We start from the raw sequence: 21,889 nt of genomic DNA on the forward strand, positions 1-21,889 counted from the left end.
TGATGAGCGAGCTCGCCGGATTTGCCGGAACGCTGCAGGCCGATGGGTTCACCGGCTACAATCAGATCTACAAGGGCGGCGTCATTCGCGAAGCTGCCTGCCTGGCCCATCTGCGCCGCAAGATATTCGACGTTCACGACAGCCAGCCGACCGAGCTCAGCACGACGGCGATGGCCGGCATCCAGGCGATCTACCGGATCGAGGAAGAGATACGGGGGCTCCCGCCGGCCGAGCGATTGGCCGCACGACGAGGGCGGACCCGACCCCTGGTCCGGGCGCTGCGACGACAGCTCATGCGCCAGGCCAAAGGTTTGTCGCGCCACGCCGATATCGCCAAGGCCTTCGCCTATGGCACCAGGCGATGGCGCGCGTTCAACCGCTTCCTCTACGATGGCCAGCTCGAGCCCGACAACCTGATTGCGGAGCGCGCGATTCGTGGATTTACCGTCGGCCGGCGCAATTGGCTTTTCTCGGGCAGCTTCGCCGCGGCCGAGCGGTCAGCGGTCGTGCTCAGCATCATAGAAACCTGCAAGCTCTGCGGCGTCGATGCCGAAGCCTACATGGCCGATGTCGCCGAGCGAATCCAGAACGATTGGCCAGCCTCGCGCTGGGATGAGCTGATGCCGTGGAACTGGGTGCGCCGCCAAGACATGCCGCTCCCCTTGGCGGCATGAGCGCGCTCGATGACATGGCGCTGTCGGACCAGGCGCTCGAGGCCTGGATGGCCGCCAAGGCCAACCCCCGCCCGCTGGTGCGGACCGTCTCGGCGCTGGATGGCTTCGTGACGGCGGCGGTCACCGGGCCGCGGTTCGCGGACCCGCAAGACTGGATGTGCCCGGTCATGGGGTTGCCGCGCGATGTTCTGGCCAAAGGGTCTGCAACCGATCACGCAGTGTTTGCTAGCGTCGCCAGGATCCACAACCGGATCAACGAGACGCTGTTTGACAGACCGCAGGATTATGCACCCCGCTTCACCACCAAGCCTAGCGGCGGCATCGACCCGCGGCCGTGGTGCCAGGGGTTCCACGCGGCCATGAATCTCAACATCAAACGCTGGAAACGGCTGCTCGACCTCAAGAACCCAAACCACGGTCTGCTGCTGCCGATCCTGATCTACTGCGTCGACAAAAAAGGGCGGCCCGTCCTCGGCAAACCCAGGCCGGGGCCCGCGACCGCGCACTTCATCGAGCATGAGGCCTACAAGGACATCGCCCTGGTCATCCCCGCCCTTCGCGAACTCCACTATGTCACCCGTTATGATAACCCGCAGTGATCGCGGCCGGCGCATCAACTAACGGCTGACCGCCATACACGCATCGGGCGACTTCGGGTAAGGTGCCTTGGTGCACCGCTTACCGGTCAAGAGCGGCGGTGTTTTTTGCTTTCTCATGCTGTCGCCTTCGAGGGTAACGCGATGGCCGTTGTGGGTGGAATTGATCGGCAAAGGCCGAGTCGTTGGCCAAGGTTGACATCAATGGCTTGAGGGGGCCGCCTCGGCAACGTTCTCGGCCATCATTGATGACATTCCTGAAAGCCTTGTAGATTCAAAACGTCGCCTTCCTATGTTGCGGGTCGAGCCAGGGGAACCGCCGGGATCCTTGGCTCGCTCCGAGCGCCACAACATAAATTTGGCCACCACATAACGGCTGTAGCCATATCCGCCGGGATGGCTTCCTCGATACTCCTCCCACAAGATGAGGAGCGTGACGCCCGGGCTTCTTTCGACGGCAAGATGGGCCCAGTTCGGCTCTGTCTTGGCAGAGGCCAGCTCAACCCGCCGTACTGCGTGCTATTCCCAGCACGACCGCAATCTCGCGGCCGGCAAGCCGAAGCATTTGTCTCAACTGTCTCATGGTCAGTCTTCTTTTTGCCGGCATCAAAATCTCCCCGTTCGTAGCGAGGTATTTGATTCCCAAGTTGCTCACCCAGGAGGTCATCTTCAGTGCCGAAAACTGGCCGGCCTTTGGTTGGAACGGTGGCCAGCTTCATACCGGAGTGGTGGCCGAACAAAGACCATCGTCACTGTCGAGCCACGACGTTCGCGGATGGGCTCCAATCGATAGCAAATTCTGAAATGTCCACCGCATCCAGGTGCGCGGGGTAAAGGGCCTCTTCCTTGTAGCCGTGCGAAGTGGCAAGCAGGACGACCCGCGCATCACGGGGAACCGCGCACTGGGCGAGTAGCCTTCGCAATCCGGAGAAGGCAGCAACACTCGAACGTTCCAGATACAAGCCTTCCCGCCCCAAAAGCGCCTGATCCGCGGCGACTTCAGCATCGGTCACGGCTACCGCCGAAGACCGCGTCATCTCCAGCGCCTTCAAGGACTGATATGTTACCGTATCCCCGCTGATCGACACCATGCTAGTGCTGCCAGGACAACTGCCGGTCATGCCCTGCCCCGCAAGAGCACGGGCGATCCGTGGCAGGGGCTCAACGGCGTGAACTCTGGGCAATGACCGAATCAGCCCCGCTGCCTGGAGGTCAACATAGCCTTTTGCGATCCCCCAGATCAGATCACCACGCGATGTCGGTACCACGATATCGGTCGGGGCGGCCTGACCAAGCTGCAGATAGAGCTCAAAGGCGATGGCCCGATAGCCATCGACCCCGAAAGGATTGCTCCCCACGGGCGGGGTCAGGTAATTCGTCACAGGATACCATTCGCCGCGGCGCGCCATTTCCCGAACGAGCTTCCAACGATCGTCGGGATGCGCCGTCGCGATGATCCGTGCGCCATGCGTTTCAAGTGCACGCCGCCAGTTCGGCGTGATCTGCGGGGTTGTGACCACCACGCATTCGAGCCCGGCACGGGCCGCATAGGCGGCCGTAGACACTCCGGCATTGCCTGTAGAAGCGACCGCGACGGTAGAAGCCCCAATGTGGAGCGCCCTCTGCACAATCATAGTCGCCATGCGGTCCTTGTGGGAGCCAGCAGGGTTGACGAATTCGTTTTTCGTGTAGAGCGTCCCGACACCCAGGGCATCAGCCAGCCGCTTTATGCCGGAAAGGGGCGTATTGCCCTCACCAAGCCCGGAAGCCATCGGATAGCTGAGCCAGTCGCTGATGCCTCCCGGTTCGAGTGAAGACGGAAGTTCTGCGAAATGGGGGGCGACACTTGAAGGAATACCCGCGTCACGACACGCCGGACATCCTTCGAAGTAATCGTCGATTGAATGGAGCATGTCGCAACGGATGCATTGCATCCCGGCGACACGGGGGTTGAGCTTGACCGCCATACGCTAGGCCTTAGGGGGAAGATGCGATATCCTGTAATAGTTCGAAGAGGCAGTCGCCACGTTTGGTCAGCGTCGGATAGCGCCGGGAGACAACCATGCCCGAACGAGCGAAATAGACCTTCTGCGGCTCTCTATGCGGCCAGTGAAGCGAATGGATCAGCCCGGCCAGCTGCCCTTCCGCTACATCGTGGCCGGGCTCGGCAAGCGGTTCAAAAAGCCCGTCCGTCTCACCATAAACCATGAGCCCGGTGCTGGAACTTTTCATTAGCCGCACAGGCCCGGCCGTCTCGACTTTGCAGGAGGGCAGAATGCCGACATGCTTCAGAAGTCGCATAGCACCGTTCACCGCCAGATCGGTTCCGGCCGGGCTCAGCGTCGCACCGCCGCCAAGCTCAGCCGTGATCACAGGAATACCGCTACTCTCTGCAGCGGCCGGCAGAGTTGTATTGCCCCCCATGCCGGTGCCGTCTGTCAGATAGCCGATCGGGGCGCCGAGCACCTTGAGCAATTCGATCTGTTTCTCATGCTGCTCCGGTGTCTTGCCCGGACGGATCAGACCGCAAGGCATGTAAAGAAGCGAACGGCCTCCCGAGTGCAGATCGACGATGAGATCGGCCATCGGCATGAGAACGGAAGTCACGTAGTGGGCGATCATGGAAGTCGCCGTCCCATGGGCCAGCCCCGGATAAAGGCGGTTGAGATTGCCATCATCGATGGGCGACACCCGACTCCCTGCTTCGACCGAAGGGAAATTCAGGGACGGAACGATGATGATGCGGCCAGCCACGTCTTCGGTCCTGAGATTCCTCGCGAGGCGCATCAGGGCGATCTGGCCTTCGTATTCGTCACCGTGAACGCCGGCGAGAAGGACCGCGGTAGGACCGTTGCCGTTTTTAATGCAGATCAGCGGGATCGGGATCCACCCATAGGCTGAGGTATCAATCGAAATCGGTAGACGCAGGCAATCCTCCTGCTTCCCGTCCATTTCATAGTCGATCGGCGACCAAATACGCGTGAATTGAGACATTTCTTACCTTCTCATGCTGGATTGTTGGCTGCCATGATCGCACCTAGCGCGCAGGTGATTCCTTGCCACACACCGCTGTGCGGTTCATTTCGGCTCCCTGATAGCAAGAGCTACGACGACGACATCCGTAGCTCAGGTCACGGCGTTCACTTGACAAACTCGGATAATTGGGCAGTTCGCGGGACGGAAGGAATTTCAAACATGCACGCCAACTTGTCGAAAGGAGATTCCGTAATACCGTAAATTGTCATTCCCGCCTTATTTGTCGTGATGTGGTAAAGTCGGCGAAGCATGGGGTACCCGCTAGGAACACCAAAGACCTCGCCTGCCTTTCCTGAAGCCGGTACCGCATCAATGAGTATTCTGATATTTGTGATATCGACATTGTGACGACTAAGCACGCTGGTTACAAAACCGGCGCCGAACTCATCAACGATATCGCCGTCGACATCTGCCGACAGATAAGTAGCGTCGTACATAATGGGAGAATCATCCCCAGAGAAGACCATCTTGCGGACGCAGAGCATCGCCACTTCCGGCGGCTCGAATGTCTGCATCGCGGGTTCCGCAATCTTCTCCCGGGCGATCGACAGGAGCCGCAGGTTGGCATTCACAAGCCAAGACATCGAAGCATCCAGCTGGAGAAGAAAGCGTTTGTTGTCCTTTACGAAGGTCCCCTTCCCCGCAATAGACGTCAGCATGCCCAAGGACTGCAGATCACGCAGCGCCCGTTTTACGGTAATGGCGCTGACCCCGAATTCTTCGCTCAGCATTACCGTGGACGGGATGAGCGCACCGGGCTGATAGGTCCCGCCCTTTATCCGCTCCAGAAGTTCTTCCCGGACCGCCTCGTGGAGCGACGGCGCGCTCTGCAACTGAGAAATGCTCACAGAGCTCTCCTATCCTTGTTCCGACCTTACTCGAACCACCCACCATACCGACTCGCCGGGACTCTTCGGGTAGGACCTCAGGACAAATGCTTCGGCACAGCGGTATACCTAGTATAGCGCCGAAGTCAACTGGTTTGCGCAATCCAGGCCTTCCCGAGACCGACACGAAACCATCTAGTCGACGGATGACATCGAGAAGCGCTTTGTTAGCTCATCAGGATTGCCAGATCCTCGGCCAGGCGATCGATCTCACGAATATGTCTAGCGATAGCGGCCCGCTCGTCGTCGGGAAGCACCTGCCACTCGAGCCAGGGAGCCAGGCACGGCCGAGATTGTTGAACAGATCGGCATGCGGGCACTTCGGCACGACGTGCGCCTGCAGTATGCCATGCACCTCGTTCTTCACGCGCGTGCGGTGCCGCACGACCTGATTGCGCCGGGCGACGAGACGGCGAAGCTGGTCGTCGGGAACCCAGACCTCCGGCAGAAAGCCGCTGGCGTGAAGCTGCGCCAGAACACCGCCATCGATCTTTCGGTTTTGATCCTGGCATGGGCGATATCGCCTTCACCTGCATCGGGTTGGCGACAATCACCCGGCCGAGGAAAGGCGACAGCACCCGCACCACCGCCATAGCATTGCCGGTCGCCTCGACAACGACTTCGTCCGTGCTGTTCAAGCTACGGCCATATCCCTCCAGTCCGGAACGGGTCATGTCGACCCGTCCGTGATGGCGCAGCCGGCCATCTTCCCAGAAAACCACTTCCGCAAAGGAGCGATGGATGTCCCATTCCAATTACACGTCTCATTGGCTCCCTCTCCTTGAACAATCGGGAGCCGGCGGGCGACGCGACACTAGGATTCGCGCTCTCGGCGCAACCGGGCAGGTCGCAGGGGCGGCCAGCTACTAACGCGAGCTCGCAGCTCATCGAATACATCGGCCTGCCCGCACTTGGCGTGCTCCCGGTGCCCCTGTCCCGGATGGTCGCACCATACGCCGAAAATCTGGCATCTCCAGCGGGGGATCAGATGGGACCGTCATGATCATACCGGTTACTAATGCAATATCTGCTCAAGGAACGTCCGGACGCGGTCATTGGAGGGATTGCCGAAGAATTCCTCCGGCTCGCTCTGCTCGACGATTTTGCCTGCATCCATGAAAATCACGCGATCCGCGACATTGCGTGCAAAGCCCATCTCATGAGTTACGCAAACCATCGTCATTCCGTCCTTTGCCAATAGTGTCATAACGTCGAGAACTTCCTTGATCATTTCAGGATCAAGTGCGGAGGTCGGTTCGTCAAAAAGCAGCACTTTAGGCTTCATACAAAGTGCGCGGGCAATCGCGACGCGCTGCTGCTGTCCGCCCGACAACTGGCTTGGATACTTCTGCGCCTGTTCTGCTATGCGCACCCGCGCGAGGTTTTCCAGTGCTATGGATTCCGCTTCTGCCTTGGCGATCTTGCGAACGCGCCGCATGGCAAGCGTGCAGTTTTCAATCACGCTCATATGCGGGAATAGATTGAACTGCTGAAACACCATTCCGACATTGCTCCGCACCTCGGCAAGCCCCTTCATCCCGGGCCGGAGTTCTACTCCATTCACGACTACACGGCCCTTCTGATGCACCTCCAATTGATTGATGCATCGGATGAGCGTCGATTTGCCGGATCCCGAGGGGCCGCAAATGACGATGCGTTCGCCATGGGCCACCTCGAGATAAATGTCGGTCAAAACCTGGAAATCTCCGTACCATTTGGACAGGTTCTCGATCCGAATGGCCACGTCAGCCGCTTGCACTGCCTCGCCGCTATGATTCGGCATGTCTTGACGATTGATCGCGATCATGAAGCACCTCTTATCATCTGTCCTTTTCATGCTGTGTGGGATGTCAACCCGAGGCGACGTTCCAACCGGCTGACCAGCGCGACGGCGATCAAGGCCAGAGCGAGGAACAGCACGCCGGCGACAGCCATTGGCTCGGCGTAGCGATAAGTTGCCGAGGACACATCGAATGCGCTTCCCAACATTTCAGGGACCGCGATGACGGCAAGGTATGGGGTCGCCTTTAGAATCGACACGGAGTATGCGCCTAGGGGCGCCGCCACGTTTCGTAGCATTTGCGGTGCAATGACGAAAATCAATACGTCGAGCCAGTTCAGCCCGAGACTGAAAGCGGCTTCGCTCTGCCCCGCAGGGATGGCGTCGATCCCCGCCTTGAACACCTCGGACAGATATCCGGAGTAGTAGATGCTCAGCCCCAGAACGCCGATAACGAAAGCAGGGAGAGTGATCCCGTAAGAGGGTAGAACGAAGTAGATAAAATAGAGCTGGACCAGAACAGGTGTGGAGCGGATTGCATCAATCAGCAGCTGGGCTAAAGGGCGGACTATCCAGTGAGACCTGCGAAGCATTTCCAGGATGAACCCCATAACCGATGCGCCGATGAAGCTCAGTATTGCCACAAGAATCGTGTTGCCGATTCCCTTCAGCACGAGCGGAATGATCTCGATTGCAAAACCTAGGTCAAAGCTCATTGATACGCCTCCGCCCCTTACCGAGCTTTTTCTCCAGATAGCGGCCGAGAATCGTCACGGGGTAGCAGACGATGAAATAGGCCAACAGCAATCCAGAATAGATGCGCACCGGATCGTAGCTGAGTTGCGAAATCTCCTTCGCGCGGAATGTCATGTCGGTGAGCGTCAGCAGCGACACCAGGGCGGTGCCCTTGATGAGTTGGATTGCCAGGTTGATGAATGTCGGCATCATGGCGGCGATCGCCTGCGGTAATTCGATCAGCCGCAGCACATCAAACCGACTCAGCCCGAGAGCCAGCCCCGCCTCCGTCTGCCCCCGATCGAGCGCCTGTAATGCCGCGCGGACAGACTGGCTGCCATATCCGCCGATGTTGAGCCCAAGCACCAGCGCCCCCACGGCAATTCCAGACAGATAGATCCCGAAGGCGGGCAACGAGTAGTAGAAGGCATACAGCAGCACGATGAGGGATGAACTGCGCCAGAATTCGATGATAGCGGTGATGCCGAAACGCGCCCAACCGCGCAGAAAGTGCTGCAAGACCCCCGCAATCAGCGCAAAAGGGATCGCATAGCATAGACCGAGCATGGTCACGACCGCCGTGATGTCGAAGCCTTCGAATATACCCCGCATAATGTCGAAGAAGCTCATTCGTCCTCGCGTCTCTTTATCTGCTTCCTACCCCGACGAAGAACATTTGGTATCGGACGGCTCGCCGCGTGAAAACAGAGTTTCGCGAAGACCGCAGATGCGCGGCCTTGGTCCTTTTCGGAACACAACACTGCGGCGACGGAGATAAAATGGCCTCAGACCAACGTGCCTAAGCACAGTGCCTGTCGGGAAAGTCGCCTCGGGTTGGCCAACCGCCGGCACGATTTTTTGGTATACCCAAGGCATGTCAGCAGGATCTCCCTGCAAAAGCTCGTCTTACCCGCTGTCTCTGCAATTCGCAGGTTCGCGAGCGCCTCACAGCGGCCAAAAGTGGCCGACTTCTGCGACGCACCCCTGGCGAAATTCGCTCCCATTTGACAGGCGCCGAGACACCAACAACAGCACGCGCCAAGCGACCAACTAACATGTCTTGTCTCAACCCTGCTTGAAGAAAGAGAACCCGGGAAGTAGATGGCTCGGCCCCCGGCAAGAAGCCATGACCCGCTGGATGGAAGGGAGGCAGATCATGGCACCAGACGAATCCTTCGGAGTTAGACCAGAATTTCAGGGAATATCTTTTCGGAAAGCTTGGTGATGAGTTCGGCGCCGTCCTTCGTCACCACGGCGACCTCCTCCAACTGGAATACTCCACCGTTCAGTTCGTATTTCGGCTCGACGTGGATGATCATCCTCTCATGCATCACCTCCTTCGAGGTGGCCGCGATCGAGGGTGGCTCCGTTAGGTTGCGACCAGATCCATGGCCGATCCGGGACGCGGTTGCGCTCGGCAGCCCCAACTCAGTCTGCTTGGCAAACGCTTCGAACGCGGCATAGACATCGGCACCGGTCATGCCCGGCTTGATTGCAGATAAGGTCGCGATTGTCATGTTTCGGACCTGCGTGTAGATGCTTTGCTCTTCGTTGGTGACGCGCCCGGCCTTGGCGATCCGATTGACGTCTGAAATCGAACCCAACATTCGGCAACCGATATCGACCCAGATGAAATCATCCTTTGCCAGCGGCCGATCGGTGGGCGGCAGACTATAAGCGAAATCCTTGCGTCCGAAACGCACCGGGAGCCACGGGACCGACTCGGCGCCACGTTCGATCAGCTCCAGCGTCAATGCCTTGGCGAACTGTTTTTCCGTCGTTCCCAGCGTCAAGTTGTTCAGGCAATGGTGGAACGCGTCATGCGCGATCTCGAGCGTAAGCCGCTTCTGGGCAATTTCCGCCGGCGTCTTGATCATTCGGATGGGCCAAATGGAATCCGCACCTTCAACAAGCCGTGCTGCAGGGAACCGAGTCTTCAGCTTGTCGATCAGACTGAGGGAACCGACGCCGAAACTCTCGAATCCGTAATCCAGCGCAATTCTGCGAGGGTCGGCCCGTCCAAGAACCTCGGTGACTTTGTCGACCGCACCCTCGATGAAGCCGGAATATTGCTGGTGCACCAGACCTGCAGGCAGTTCGGACGTTTGAGAAAATGCCTTCGCTTCGGCAGCGGCCGCCACGACCATCACCGCGTCGCTGTCTTTCAGAACGACTAGAAAATACGGCCGAGCTTTGGATGCCCAGAACAGAGACTTGTAGCCGCTGAAATATTCAAAGTTGTCTTGGTCTGAGATCACGAACGCATCAACAGATTGTTCTGCCATGCACTTGCGGAGTGTGTCGATGCGGTCCCGGTACTCATCTGCGCGTACGAGAAACCTGTCGTACATGTATATCACCTTCATTGAAACAACGGAACTGATTCATTATACCAGGTATAATTATTCGTCAAGGTTGTCGCTGCATAATGTTTCGTGAGCACCGCCCCTTCGTTATGCCTGCACAAGTCGCCGCCCCACGCCCTGCTCTATCCGCCAATCCCGGTTCAATGCAGCCGATGCGGAACGCATGCCTTGAAGAGCAGCTTACCCGTCAATGGCGCGAGAACGGTCCCCATACGAATCAATCAGATTATTATTGTTGACTTGTCGGTATACCTGCTATACGGATTCGGAAGTCACCCTCAAACAACTCCAACAAGAGCTTCAGATGGGAATCCTCAGCGTCAATCGCAAAGCCGCAATGCTCATCACCGTAGCGCTCCTCTCGGTTGGTCTGTCGTTGATGGTGGCCAACGCGGAAACGCTCACGCCGCAGGTCGCAAGGGAAGGCAAACTAACCATCGGCATTCACAACCGTTGGCCTTGGGGCTTCAAGAAAGACGATGGCACCGTATCGGGCGTTCATCCGGACGTTCTGAAGGATGTCGTCGAGCCGCTTGGCGTCAAGGAAGTTGACTTCATTGTGATGGACTTCGGCGCGCTAATCCCCAGCCTGATGTCGCGCCGGATCGACGCGGTGGCCTCCGGCATGAACATCACTCCAGAACGCTGCAAACAAGTTAGCTTTTCCGAACCCTTCATGGCCACTGGCGATGCGGCAATCGTGAAAGCTGGAAACCCTTTGAACATTCACAGCTATGCCGACATGGCGAAAAACTCCAAGGTTCGAGTGGGTGATGCGCGCGGCACATCCACGACAGAGAACGCGATTGCCTCGGGGGTGCCGTCGGAGCGGATCCAACTCTTCCAAGACTACAACGAGCTGGTCGCTGCGCTTCTGGCGGATCGCGTCGATGCGATCTTGATGACCAGCGGCACAGCCCTTGGCATTTTGAATGACCCCAAAATCAAGGGTCTCGAGCGCGCCGCTCCGTTCACTGGACGCATCATGAAAGACGGCAAAGAGGCGCTCGGCTACTCGGCAATTGCATTCCGGCCTGAGGACGCGGATTTCCGTGATCGGTTCAACAAGAGCCTCGCTGCCAGAAAGTCCGAAGGCACCGTCTGGGAGAAGCTGTCGTCGTACGGTTTCGTCAAGTCCGAACTGGCCGGTGACGAAATGACCGCAGAGACCATTTGCCAGGGCAACTATCGGTGAGTAACGCCGCGCAGGGCCATATTGCTCCACGGTCGGCTTATGGCCCGGGGCGAATAGCTGAACAGCCCGCCTCCGCTTCTAGGTCCGTATTCGAACCTGACCCGAATTGCCCTGCGCACCGTGGTATTGCTGCTGTGCGGTCAATGTCGCCATTCAGTGACTGACCCGGCGAATTGTAGCCGGTCTGCTCGCTGAGACGCACCAGCCAGTACATAACGGTTCACGACAGATCCATGGAACAGTCCCTCGACCTCCCGACCAACCGCCGCTGGACAGATGTAGATTACGAACTGGACAGCGGCTTTGGTTCGCGCGCACATATCGGAATGGTGGTCATTTCAAATGACCAGACACTGTCTCATGAGGCGCACGCTATGCTCGATCTACCCGGCGTCGCCCTTTACGAAAGCCGCGTGCTGGCCGCGCGGCAGAAAAATCAGGCGGTCACCATGGAGGTGCTTCGGAAACAAGTCGACGACATCGACCTCGCGGTGCGGCAGATTAATAGCCTGCGCCCTTCGGATGTCGTCGCCCTCGGTTGCACCTCTGCCGCGATGATCATCGGCCCCGAGGAGTTGCGCCGGCGCATCCGGAACGTTCATTCGAACGCGTTGGTGACGGATCCATTCACCGGCATTGTGGCCGCCCTTCGCGCACTCGGCTCGCAACGCATCGCATATGTCTCCCCCTACCCTCGCGATATCGCGGAGACGACGATCACGAGGATCGGAGCAACCGGACGTGAGGTCGTCGTGGCGGCGGCGTTTCACAACGCCAGCGGCAATATCGGAGACGAAGCTCCCTTCATCTCACCCGCAAGCATCGAACTTGCGGTGACGCGCGTGATCGACGGAGCGGACGTCGATACGGTGGTAATCGCCTGCACGCAAATGCGCGCCGCCTCGGTGATCGGCAGTATCGAAAAGCAAACGGGCAAGCACGTCATCACATCCAATCAGGCGCTGTGCTGGCATGCCCTGCGTCTTGCCGGTTGCGACGATCCCGTGCCCGGCTGCGGGCGGCTGTTCGAAATCGGCCTCGCGCCAGACGCGGACTGAACCGCGCTGGGTCTGCTAGGAACTGTATCTAAGATGGCGACTTCGCGAAGCGGCGCCTTCGGCGATCATTCTGTTGAGCTCGCTGAGCAGCTTTCTCGCCATAGCGGTTGGTTGGCTTTGACCGGGTTGCCTGCGTCTGCAGCTTCCGCCTGAAGGGGCCCTGAACAACGCGGAGTGCAGACAGCCACGAAGCGCGACAAGATCGAGGACCGTTCCAACGTTTGCTCTGCCGCGCCGATGACGCGTTTCGCCTGACGTTGGCCGCCGCTGGCTAGCCCTTCGACGACGATGCGGAGGCCGTCAAATACGAGGCTCAAATTACCGCTCTTGAACGGGCTCGTCGGCCGGCAGGCTCTGGAACTTGCTTACATTTCGCGCGGCAAACTTAAAAAATCATGCGGACGTCGACAAACCGGACGTCAGCCCCTTTCGCAATCCGTGAGCTGTTGTGAAGGCCAGAATCTTGACACTACTGCACAAATGATATCAACATTGTGAAAATGTGATCACAAGGATCTTGGATACATATGTCTTGGGACGACGGCGAGCTCAAAGCGTTCAGCGGGTGGCTGGACCGAAACGGTCCTGTCGAAAGCATTCAGGCGGTGATCTGCGACTTGAATGGCATCATGCGGGGCAAACGGCTGCCGGTCGAGCAAGCGCCGAGGATTCTCGGGGGCGGGATCCGTATGCCGCTCTCGATTGTTGGCGTCGACATCTGGGGCGAAGACATTATCGGTAGCGAGCAGATCTTGACGACGGGCGATCGGGACGGTCTATGCGGCGTCACCGGTCGAGGAGCCCTACCGGTCAACTGGACGTCACGGCCGAGCGCATTGGTGCCGCTCTGGCTCTTTGTCGAGGAGGGCAAGCCATTCCCCGCCGACCCGCGGCAGGCGCTCGCGGCCATCGTCAGCGGGTATCGCGAACTGGGCCTCCGGCCGGTCGTTGCGACGGAGCTGGAGTTCTACCTCATCGACCCGGAACCCGGCAGCGCGGTTCCCCCGATCTCGCCATATACCGGCAGGCGGCTGGACTCCGACGCGATCCTGTCGATCGACGAACTCGACGACTTCGGGGAGTTCTTCTCCGACGTTTACAAGGAATGCGCTCGTCAGAACGTGCCGGCCGATGCGGCGATCGCGGAGAACGGCATCGGCCAGTTCGAGATAAACCTGTTGCACACCGACGATCCGCTTAAGGCGGCGGACGACGCAATCTTCTTCAAGCGCATCGTCAAAGGAGTCGCCCGGAAGCATCGGCTCGCCGGAACCTTCATGGCCAAGCCGTATGGCACTCGCTCTGGAAGCGGTATGCACATCCATTTCAGCCTGCTCGACCAGGACGGCAACAACGTCTTCAACGACGGCAGCGACGAGGGCTCGTCCGTGATGAAGCATGCAGTGGCAGGTCTGCTACAGGGCATGGCCGAGACCACGCTCGTGTTTGCGCCGCATTTCAATTCCTACCGGCGGCTCAGGCCCGACACGCTTGCGCCCACCTCTGTCTCCTGGGGTTATGAAAACCGCACGTCCGCAATCCGCATTCCGGGTGGAAATCCCGTCGCACGTCGTATCGAACATCGGGTTGCCGGCGCCGACGCCAATCCCTATCTCGTCATTGCTGCGATCCTCGGGGCCGCCTTGGTTGGAATCCGCAACAAGTGGAAGCCACCAGCGCCGGTCGAAGGACAGGCTTGTTCGGTAGAGAAATTGCCCAAAATTCCTGCCGAGTGGGGGCAGGCGGTCGATGCCTTTGAGACGGGGCCGATTGCCGCCGAAATCTTCGATCCCGTGCTCCGTTCGATGCTGATCGCCTGCAAACGCCAGGAGATCGCCGGCTTCGCCGAGCAAGTCACGGATTACGAATTCAGCGCTTATCTGGAAATTGTTTGATGCTCACGAGACAGAAATCCTACGCTGGCGGCGGCAACTATCCTTCTAGAGCAGATTCGACTTACTCCGGGTCATAGCCGGCTGCCTCGAAATAGTGCCTGCATTCCTCGGCTGTGAAAGCTGCGAGGCAGTTGGCCACGACCGACCAGAGTTCGTCGATGGTTCGGGCTGCAGCCTTTCTCAGGAGGGCCTTGAGTTTCGAGAAAGCCATCTCGATCGGGTTGAAGTCGGGCGAGTATGGCGGCAGGAACAGGAGCCGCGCGCCAACCTTCTCGATCGCCTCGCGCACCCCGCTGATCCTGTGGGCCGGTAGATTGTCCATGACCACGATGTCGCCGGGGCGAAGCTCGGGTGCAAGGACCTGCTCCGCATAGGCGAGGAAGGCAGAACCATTCATAGGGCCATCGAGCAGCATTGGCGCCGCCAAGCCGCCCAGCCGCAGGCCGGCCGTGAAGGTGGTGGTCTTCCAATGGCCGTGAGGAACGGCCGCCCGGCATCGTTCGCCGCGCAGGCTGCGTCCGCGCAACCGCGCCATCTTTGTGGAAGCCGCGGTCTCATCGATGAAGATCAGCCTCTCGGGGCGAGATCGAGCTGGTCATCGAACCAGGTCCTGCGGCGGCGCAGGACATCGGGGCGCTGCTGTTCGGCGGCGTGCGCCGTCTTTTTTTAAACGTGATGCCGCGACGCTCGAGGAACAGCCAGACCGTGGACGGCGCTACCCGAACGCCGCACTCGGCGGCAAGGCGCTCCCCGATCTCGGCAAGCGTGATGTCCGGCGCGTGCTGGATGAGGCCAAGAATGAAGGCCTCATGCGCATCGAGCTTCGAACGCGCCGGCTGGCCCTGCTTGCGCGCTTCCATCTCGCCGGTCTCGCGATAGCGGCGATACCAACTCCCGGCCGTCGAAATACCGATCCGGAAGCGACGCGCCGCCTCCCGCGTCGAAACCCCGTCTTCAATGGCCGCAATCACGCGCCCACGAAGGTCCGCGCTCAGGCTCCTCGTCATCATCACCTCCTCGCAAATCACCGGGACAGTGAATCAGACAGGATCTATCGCGTGAAGGTCCTCAAACCGACTCTGTGTTCATCAAAGATGCTCTAGCTACTATGCCGCCTCGCGAAACATCATCCGAACGCCGGTTCGGCTTCAAGGCCGGATCGAAGCCGATATCTCCGTCGTCGGCGCCGGCTATTCCGGGCTCTCGACGGCGATCCATCTTGCCGAAAAAGGCTACAAGGTCGTCGTCATCGAGGGAGGGCATGTGGGCTGGGGCGCTTCGGGTCGCAATGGTGGCCAGATCGTCAACGGCCTCAATGCCAGCCTCTCAACGATCCTACGCCGCTATGGCGAGGATGCCGCGCGCTTCATCGGCGGGCTGGTGCAGGAGGGCGGCAAGATCATCCGTCGCCTCGTCAGCCAGTATCAGATCGACTGCGACCTGAAGCCGGGGAACATCTATGCCGCCTATACCCCGGCGCATATGAAGGAACTCGAAGCCAAGCAGGCGCTCTGGCGCAAATACGGCATGGACGATCATCAGCTTCTCGACCGAGAGGGGCTACGCAAGCTGGTTAACTCGGACGCCTATTGCGGCGGCATGCTCGATACGACCGGCGGACACATGCATCCGCTCAATCTCGTGCTCGGCGAGGCGCGTGCGTTCGAAGGCATCGGCGGCACGATCTACGAGCAGTCTCCGGTCACGCGGGTCGACCACGAGGCGGCGCGGCCTGTTGTCTATGCGGAGGGCGGCGAGGTTCGGCGCGCATCGTCGTGCTCTGCGGCAATGCATATCTCGGTGACGCAGTGCCGAAGCTCATCTCACGCGTCATGCCGGTCTCGACGCAGATGATCACGACGGCGCCGCTCGGCGAAGAGCTCGCACATTCGTTGATCCCGAGCGACATGTGCGTCGAAGACGTTCGCTGTATCCTCGATTATTTTCGCCTGTCTGCCGACAAGCGGGTAATCTTCGGCGGCGGCACCGTCTATGGAGGTACCGACCCGGCCGACGTCGTCGCGAAACTCAAGCCCAATCTCGCGAAGGTGTTCCCACGTCTCAAGGGCGTGAAGATCGATTATGCCTGGAGCGGAAACTTCGCGCTTTCCTTCACCCGTGTGCCGCAGATGGGCCGGATCGGCACCATACCTATTTCGCCCACGGCTATAGCGGTCACGGCGTGACCGGCTCGCATCTCTTCGGGCGCACTCTCGCCGAGGCGATTGACGGCGATACGACGTGCTACGATGCCTTCGAGAAGCTGCTCTGGTATCCGTTCCCCGGCGGGCGCATGTTCCGGGCGCAATATTCGACGCTGGGCTCGTGGTGGTACATGTTGAGAGATGCGGTCGGATGGTAGCGGCACCTCTTTGCAGGTGACAAGCCAACGGAAGAGAGCAAATTGCTCGACAAGAGAAAATTCTCCATAACGGGGAATGGGTAGTACTAGCCACGCAGAACGATTTTTTATGGTCAATCCGGCGACCGAAACGCCCGTCGATGCCATTGAGCCACAGGTGGAGAGCCGCATTAGGCCTATCGGAAATTATATCGTCGCGACCGCTCATTGAGTCCCGCGTTCGGGGCGTAGCCGGAATGGGGGCGACTGACTTATGGTAAAGCTTGAGACGTGTCCGCTAAGCTGTGTGTGAACGCTTAGCGCAGCCATAGGACGATTGCCGCAACAGTGGCGACGGGGCGGTAATTTACGGGCGGTTTCTCGAAGCGGGTTGCGACCCGGCAGAACTGCTTGAGCTTTGGATAAGCACCATTCGACGAGGTGACGCCGGACATAGAGGTGCCGGACACCATCACCGCGTAAAGGAGGAACAAGGCAGCGAGGTAGGCCGCCATAGGCGCTGCTTGTTCGAGATCCCGTCGCTGGGACGAGGGCTTCGCAAAGTCGGGAGTACTGCTGTGAAAGCTTCGGCAAATCACGCGTCCTAGATGACCTGCCGGCTCAAGGATCTGATGGGATGATGTGGCAGTCTTGGTGCTGACCACGGACAGAAGCATCATCCCAGCGGCGTGATGATTACTCGAAGGGACTTGACGAGTAAGGGCCCATTACAGAAGACTACTAGCCCGCAAGCGCTAGGAGCTTGCCGATTGCCTGTTTATCGAAGCCGCCGATGCCCTCGCAAATGTCGGCTCCGATCGCCTCGGCAACGGCATCCTCGTCACGCTGTCGCAGAGCCTCGATGGCTTCGCGATGGCGATCAATGACATAGAGTTGTGTGACGTGATCCATTGCGATACCAAGGATCGGACCGAGTTGCAGCCAAACGCTTTCAATCAGCGGCATAGCCACCTGGTCGGGATTTGCCATGTAGATTTTTCGATGGAATTCCTGGTTGGCGATCAACGCCTCAGCCTTTTCGCCGGCTAGAATCGCCACTTCGATCGCGTCATCAATCGCGACTATCACATCGATCTGGCGATCGGAAAGATAGGCTACCGCGCGGCGCGCAGCATGGGATTCAAGTACGAGTCGGAGCGAGATCAACTCTTCGAAGCGGGTTGGCGTCATTTTCGGCACAACAATGCGGCGATTTTCCAATAACTGTAGTGCGCCGATCGAGGTAAGTCGCCGTAGCGCCTCGCGCACCGGCGTCGAACTGCTCTCCAACGCCTCGGCGAGCCCGCGGATAGTGAACGAAGTTCCCGGCGGAAATGCGCCTACCATAATGGCCTGTCTAAGCCGCTCAAAGGCATAGTCATGCGTTGTCATGCCTTCCGACCGGGGAAAAGCAGGCAGTGCGGGCATTTTCAAGCTCATTCTCGCCTTCCGCTTCGAGACGCAACTGATTTAGTATAGAGAGCCTGACTCGAGAATGAACACCATGTCAAATTCGATGGTTTGTGATCACAATTGTTCTCGGACGCGGCCAACTTGTTCGCATCCAAGAGTAAGATGGCACAATCGCGGTTATTGACATTTCGACCGCTCCTGATTCGTGGCGCCGGGCGATGGCGAGTGAATGAGAGGACCTCGTTGCACGGATAGATCTTAAGTCATGTTTCGGGCGGCGAATGAGTTGTTGGTGACTGGGAGCGTGACGCAGCAAGCTTACGAACATCGACGCCTTGTCGGCATGTGCGAGTAGCCGCCTTCCGGAGCCACCTTCAGAAAAGGACCGGGCGGGGAAACTCACGTGAGTGTAGATAACCGGGTCACGCCCCGGAGACCAGCGCAGGGATGGCCAAAGCTGCATTCGACTCATCAAGAATGGAGAAACTGTATCGGCCCTGTGCATCGAGATCGACCGAGTAGCTCAGGCGATCGAGTATGTGGTTGTCCTGGTCCAAGGTGACGATCCGCGGCTTCAGCGAGGTGATATGCGCTTCGTCCAGGTAGATGGAGTTGCAGGCAATGATCTGGTCGTCGGGCTGGCAGGTGCGGGCCGCAGCACCATTGAGGATGCAGCATCGTGAGCCTCGCTCGCCGAAAATGACATAGGTCGAAATCCGCGCACCGGAATTCTTGTTCCATATTTCCACGAACTCCATCGGCAGGATCCCGGCTGCTTCGCAGTGGTCGGGGTCCAGCGTTATCGAGCCATGGTAGTCGAGGTTTGCTTCGGTGACGTGGATGCCGTGCAGCTTGCCGGCGACTATTTTTCGCATTGATTCCATCCATTTCAAACAGCAATGTTGATGTCCCGTGGGCGTTTGCAGCCGACTAAATTGCGACGACGGGCGCGCCTCCGCTGAGACCGGCGCCCGCTGCCGCCAAAAGAATCTTTTCGCCCCGCCGAAACGGCTCCGTCTGATGAGCCAGAGACAGGGAAAGCGGGATCGTCGCGGCGGAAGAATTGCCGTAGTCCGCGATTGTCTTGATGATCGCTTGATCGGCTATGCCGAGGTTTCGCCCCACAGCATCGAAAATACGGGCATTTGCCTGATGCGGCACGAACCGATCGATGTCTTGTGGCCGCATTCGGGCAGCGGCAAGCACATTTTTCGAGCAGGCGGTCATCATGTCCACGGCCTTGCTGAACACGTCGCGGCCATCTGTGATTGTCATTCGGGTTTGCTCGATGTCGAGGTCGCCATGGAACGGCTTGTTGCTGCCGCCTGCCGGGATCTGGATCAGCCCGTATCGCGAGCCGTCCGAATCCACCGAAGCGCCGAGAATGCCTCGATCCGGGTCCTCGCAGGGGCCAATCACCAGCGCGCCGGCGGCATCGGCGAAAAGGACCGCGCTGGCCCGCTCGGCCGGATTGATGCGGCGGCTGAGAATGTTGGCGGCGATCACCAGCGCTGATTTGCCGTGCACGCGGGTGAAGCCGTCCGCGAATATCAACGCATAGATGAAGCCGGCGCAGGCGCCGGTCAGATCGACAGCGCCGGCCCGGCTCAGTCCCAGCCGGTGTGCGACCAGCGGCGCGCTGGGTGGCAACAGGTGGTCGGGCGTCGACGTGGCAAGCAACAGCAGGCCGATGTCGCTTAGGTCGATGCCGGCGCTCGCCAGCGCCATGACGCCCGCATGCGCGGCAAGGCCAGACAGCGTGTCTTCGTCCGTTGCCCAGAAGCGCGACCGAATCCCAGTCCGCCGCTCGATCCAGCCGGGTTCGAGCCCGAGACGATTTCGATTTCCGGGGTCTCCACCTTGCGCGCGGGCGCATGATGACCGAACCCGACAATGCGCGACGATCTGATCATGGCCACGAACCGAAGCGTTCGCCGGCCTCCTCGATCGCGTCATAGAGTCGATCGAGTTCGTCGTCGGTTATGCAGTAGGGCGGGAGAAGGTAGAGGACATTGCCGAGCGGGCGCACAAGCAGGCCGCGCTCGAGGAAAAATGTGCGCAGCTTCGGACCGATCTCGGCGAGATAGCCGGCTGAGCCGGCGCGCAGATCGAGGGCCGCGATCGTGCCGGTCGCCCGGCTACCGGTGAAGTTGGCATTGTCGCGAAAGCGCCGAAGCCCCGCGGCCTGCCTCGCGCTCAAACCTGCTATCCGTTCGGCCACCGGTTCGTCACGCCAGATCTCGACATTGGCGAGTGCTGCCGCGCAGGCAATCGGATTAGCGGTGTAGGCACTCGAGTGGAAAAAGGTCTTCTGCCGGTCCACGGAATAATGGGCCTGGAAGATGGCATCGGTGGCGAGCGTGGCCGCCAGCGGGATCGCGCCGCCGGTCAGGCCTTTCGAGGTGCACAGGATGTCGGGATTGGCGTCCAGGATGCGCGTGCCGTCGGCCTTTTGGAGATAGGCGCCTTCAGTCAGAACGATTTCAGGGATCGCCGGCTCAAGCGCGTGCTGAGTGAAGGGATGCCAGACTTGAGATTGCGGCATCATTCAGCTCCGGCGATCTGGTCGAGGTCGAAGCCGGCGACCATCGCCTGCCAGCGTTTCGTCCGTCAGCGGATCAAGGTGCGGCAGCCTGCCGAGCTGTGGCACGCCGCTGAATTCCACAATTGTCCTTTGCGTGTCTGCTACCTCGTCGCCGATGAAGGCGACGCCGATGATTGGAATAGAGCGGGCACGCAGAGCTTCGATTGAGAGGAGCGTGTGGTTGATGGTGCCGAGCGCGGTGCGGGCGCACAGTATGACCGGCAGCCGCCATTGTGCGAATATGTCAATGAACCTTGTCTGTCGGTTGAGCGGCACCATCAGCCCGCCAGCGCCTTCGATGACAAGCGGACCCGGCAAGGCTGGAAGCGAGAGCTTTGCCGCCTCGATCGCGATGCCGTCGATTTCGGCTGAACGATGCGGCGACAGAGGCTTGCTCAAGCGGTAGACCTCCGGCAGCACGCGCCCTGGCGGCAGGCCGGAGGTCTACCGCGCAACCACCTCGCTGTCGGTCTCGTCGTCGAGACCTGATTGCACCGGCTTCCAATAGAAGCTGTCGAGCAGGCCGGCTAGGCCGGCCGAAAACACGGTCTTGCCAATTCCGGTGTCTGTCCCGGTGATGACGATGCGTTTGGTCATGCCGAGGCCAACACCTCGGCGAGCGCCTCGACCATCGCCGAGGTGTTGGCGTCATCGACGTGAGCGTCAGCGAAATGCGCAGGCGCGATGTGCCCTCGGGCACGGTCGGCGGACGAATGCCGCGAATATCTAAGCCGCGGGCCTGCAGTGCCGCCGCCATGGTGCGGCTGACGTCGCCGATGACAACTGGCTGGATCTGCGAGCCGCTCGGCTTCACGCCGCAGCGCTCGGCCAATTGGCGGCCCGCGAAAGCAACACGCTCATGCAGCCGAACACGTCGCATGGACTCATCTGACAGCATGGCGAGCGCTTCTCGTGCCGCCACCGCCATCAGCGGCGATGGCGCGGTGGCGTAGATGAATGGTCGGCACCGGTTGACGAGATAGTCGCACAGGCGTTCGCGGTCCGGTGACCAGTGCGCCGGAGGCACCGACCCGCTGCATCCCGTTCGTCAGTCGATCATGAGCCCCGATAATCGAGGCCGATATCCAGGATAGGCGCGCTGTGGGGTCAGCCAGCCGATGGAAATCAGATCGACGCCGGTCGCGGCGATGGCTGGCGCCGTCGCGGCGGTGATCCTGCCTGACGCTTCGGTGATTCCCCGGCCGGCCACTATCACAATTGCCCGGCGAATTCGTCAAGCAGGACAGCGTGAGGGGTCAGGGCCAAGGCTTTCTCCAGTTGGGCCAGCGTATCGACTTCGATCTTGACGAGATGGGGCGCTTCATCGAG

The 21,889-nt window shown here is 59.7% G+C and carries 16 protein-coding genes and 7 pseudogenes; 6 read left to right on the plus strand and 17 right to left on the minus strand.

Going from position 1 to position 21,889, the window contains the following annotated elements:
- A partial coding sequence (locus tag EN786_RS27950; RefSeq protein ID WP_135909082.1) for an IS66 family transposase occupies positions 1-674 on the plus strand: 674 nt, incomplete at its 5' end.
- A complete protein-coding gene (locus EN786_RS27955; RefSeq protein ID WP_135909084.1) occupies positions 671-1,273 on the plus strand; it encodes a UPF0149 family protein in 603 nt (200 codons plus the stop codon). The genes EN786_RS27950 and EN786_RS27955, both read left to right, overlap by 4 nt.
- Before the next feature lie 746 nt (positions 1,274-2,019).
- Here EN786_RS27955 and EN786_RS27965 read toward each other — a convergent pair.
- From EN786_RS27965 to EN786_RS28000, 8 genes are all read right to left on the minus strand, one after another.
- Positions 2,020-3,237, minus strand: coding sequence for a pyridoxal-phosphate dependent enzyme (locus EN786_RS27965; protein WP_128346789.1), 1,218 nt, complete (start codon positions 3,235-3,237; stop codon positions 2,020-2,022).
- A 10-nt stretch (positions 3,238-3,247) separates the two neighbouring features.
- On the minus strand, positions 3,248-4,264 hold the full coding sequence (locus EN786_RS27970; RefSeq protein WP_128346790.1) for a succinylglutamate desuccinylase/aspartoacylase family protein: 1,017 nt from the start codon (positions 4,262-4,264) through the stop codon (positions 3,248-3,250).
- Between the two features lie 146 nt (positions 4,265-4,410).
- Entirely contained in the window at positions 4,411-5,154 is a 744-nt protein-coding gene (locus tag EN786_RS27975; protein ID WP_210214580.1) for a GntR family transcriptional regulator, read from the minus strand.
- Positions 5,155-5,360: 206 nt separating this feature from the next.
- Positions 5,361-5,948, minus strand: a complete 588-nt coding sequence (locus EN786_RS27980) for a hypothetical protein (protein WP_245493487.1) — start codon at positions 5,946-5,948, stop codon at positions 5,361-5,363.
- A gap of 260 nt (positions 5,949-6,208) precedes the next feature.
- A complete protein-coding gene (locus tag EN786_RS27985; protein ID WP_281035787.1) occupies positions 6,209-7,000 on the minus strand; it encodes an amino acid ABC transporter ATP-binding protein in 792 nt (263 codons plus the stop codon).
- Between the two features lie 26 nt (positions 7,001-7,026).
- On the minus strand, positions 7,027-7,689 hold the full coding sequence (locus EN786_RS27990; protein WP_128161169.1) for an amino acid ABC transporter permease: 663 nt from the start codon (positions 7,687-7,689) through the stop codon (positions 7,027-7,029).
- Positions 7,679-8,338, minus strand: a complete 660-nt coding sequence (locus EN786_RS27995; RefSeq protein WP_128161172.1) for an amino acid ABC transporter permease — start codon at positions 8,336-8,338, stop codon at positions 7,679-7,681. Before EN786_RS27995 ends, EN786_RS27990 begins: the two co-directional genes overlap by 11 nt.
- A 551-nt stretch (positions 8,339-8,889) precedes the next feature.
- Complete coding sequence (locus EN786_RS28000; RefSeq protein ID WP_189379787.1) at positions 8,890-10,059, minus strand: M24 family metallopeptidase; 1,170 nt, start codon at positions 10,057-10,059, stop codon at positions 8,890-8,892.
- A 319-nt stretch (positions 10,060-10,378) separates the two neighbouring features.
- On the opposite strand from EN786_RS28000, the gene ehuB reads away from it, so the two are divergent.
- From ehuB to EN786_RS28015, 3 genes are all read left to right on the plus strand, one after another.
- Entirely contained in the window at positions 10,379-11,269 is an 891-nt protein-coding gene (ehuB, locus tag EN786_RS28005) for an ectoine/hydroxyectoine ABC transporter substrate-binding protein EhuB (RefSeq protein ID WP_135909086.1), read from the plus strand.
- Between the two features lie 233 nt (positions 11,270-11,502).
- Positions 11,503-12,327: an Asp/Glu/hydantoin racemase gene (locus tag EN786_RS28010; protein ID WP_128346930.1), complete on the plus strand. Its 825-nt coding sequence runs from the start codon at positions 11,503-11,505 to the stop codon at positions 12,325-12,327.
- Positions 12,328-12,854: 527 nt separating this feature from the next.
- On the plus strand, positions 12,855-14,222 hold the full coding sequence (locus EN786_RS28015; RefSeq protein WP_128346929.1) for a glutamine synthetase family protein: 1,368 nt from the start codon (positions 12,855-12,857) through the stop codon (positions 14,220-14,222).
- Between the two features lie 61 nt (positions 14,223-14,283).
- Here EN786_RS28015 and EN786_RS28020 read toward each other — a convergent pair.
- Positions 14,284-15,229: pseudogene (locus EN786_RS28020) on the minus strand (IS630 family transposase).
- A 91-nt stretch (positions 15,230-15,320) separates the two neighbouring features.
- On the opposite strand from EN786_RS28020, the pseudogene EN786_RS28025 reads away from it, so the two are divergent.
- A pseudogene (locus tag EN786_RS28025) lies at positions 15,321-16,584 on the plus strand (FAD-binding oxidoreductase); the annotation flags it as partial.
- 296 nt (positions 16,585-16,880) lie between these two features.
- Here EN786_RS28025 and EN786_RS28030 read toward each other — a convergent pair.
- The 8 genes and pseudogenes from EN786_RS28030 to EN786_RS28065 all read right to left on the minus strand — a co-directional run.
- Positions 16,881-17,025 (minus strand): annotated as a pseudogene (locus tag EN786_RS28030) (IS5/IS1182 family transposase); the annotation flags it as partial.
- 279 nt (positions 17,026-17,304) lie between these two features.
- The gene (locus tag EN786_RS28035; protein WP_128347063.1) at positions 17,305-17,997 is read right to left on the minus strand and encodes a GntR family transcriptional regulator; all 693 of its coding nucleotides are present in this window, start codon (positions 17,995-17,997) and stop codon (positions 17,305-17,307) included.
- A gap of 401 nt (positions 17,998-18,398) precedes the next feature.
- Positions 18,399-18,851 (minus strand): aspartate 1-decarboxylase, encoded by a 453-nt coding sequence (panD, locus tag EN786_RS28040; RefSeq protein ID WP_128347181.1) that lies wholly within the window; start codon positions 18,849-18,851, stop codon positions 18,399-18,401.
- 55 nt (positions 18,852-18,906) lie between these two features.
- A pseudogene (locus tag EN786_RS28045) lies at positions 18,907-19,889 on the minus strand (beta-ketoacyl-ACP synthase III).
- Positions 19,886-20,521, minus strand: a complete 636-nt coding sequence (locus tag EN786_RS28050) for an aminotransferase class III-fold pyridoxal phosphate-dependent enzyme (RefSeq protein WP_128347060.1) — start codon at positions 20,519-20,521, stop codon at positions 19,886-19,888. The pseudogene EN786_RS28045 and the gene EN786_RS28050 overlap by 4 nt, the downstream one beginning before the upstream one ends.
- Positions 20,521-21,157 (minus strand): annotated as a pseudogene (bioD, locus tag EN786_RS28055) (dethiobiotin synthase). Before bioD ends, EN786_RS28050 begins: the two are co-directional and overlap by 1 nt.
- Positions 21,154-21,591, minus strand: a pseudogene (locus tag EN786_RS38765) (aminotransferase class I/II-fold pyridoxal phosphate-dependent enzyme); the annotation flags it as partial. The pseudogenes bioD and EN786_RS38765, both read right to left, overlap by 4 nt.
- A 25-nt stretch (positions 21,592-21,616) precedes the next feature.
- Positions 21,617-21,874: pseudogene (locus EN786_RS28065) on the minus strand (nicotinate-nucleotide diphosphorylase (carboxylating)); the annotation flags it as partial.
- Positions 21,875-21,889: the final 15 nt, after the last annotated feature.

Source organism: Mesorhizobium sp. M4B.F.Ca.ET.143.01.1.1 (genome assembly GCF_004792275.1).
Classification (GTDB): Bacteria; Pseudomonadota; Alphaproteobacteria; order Rhizobiales; family Rhizobiaceae; genus Mesorhizobium; species Mesorhizobium abyssinicae.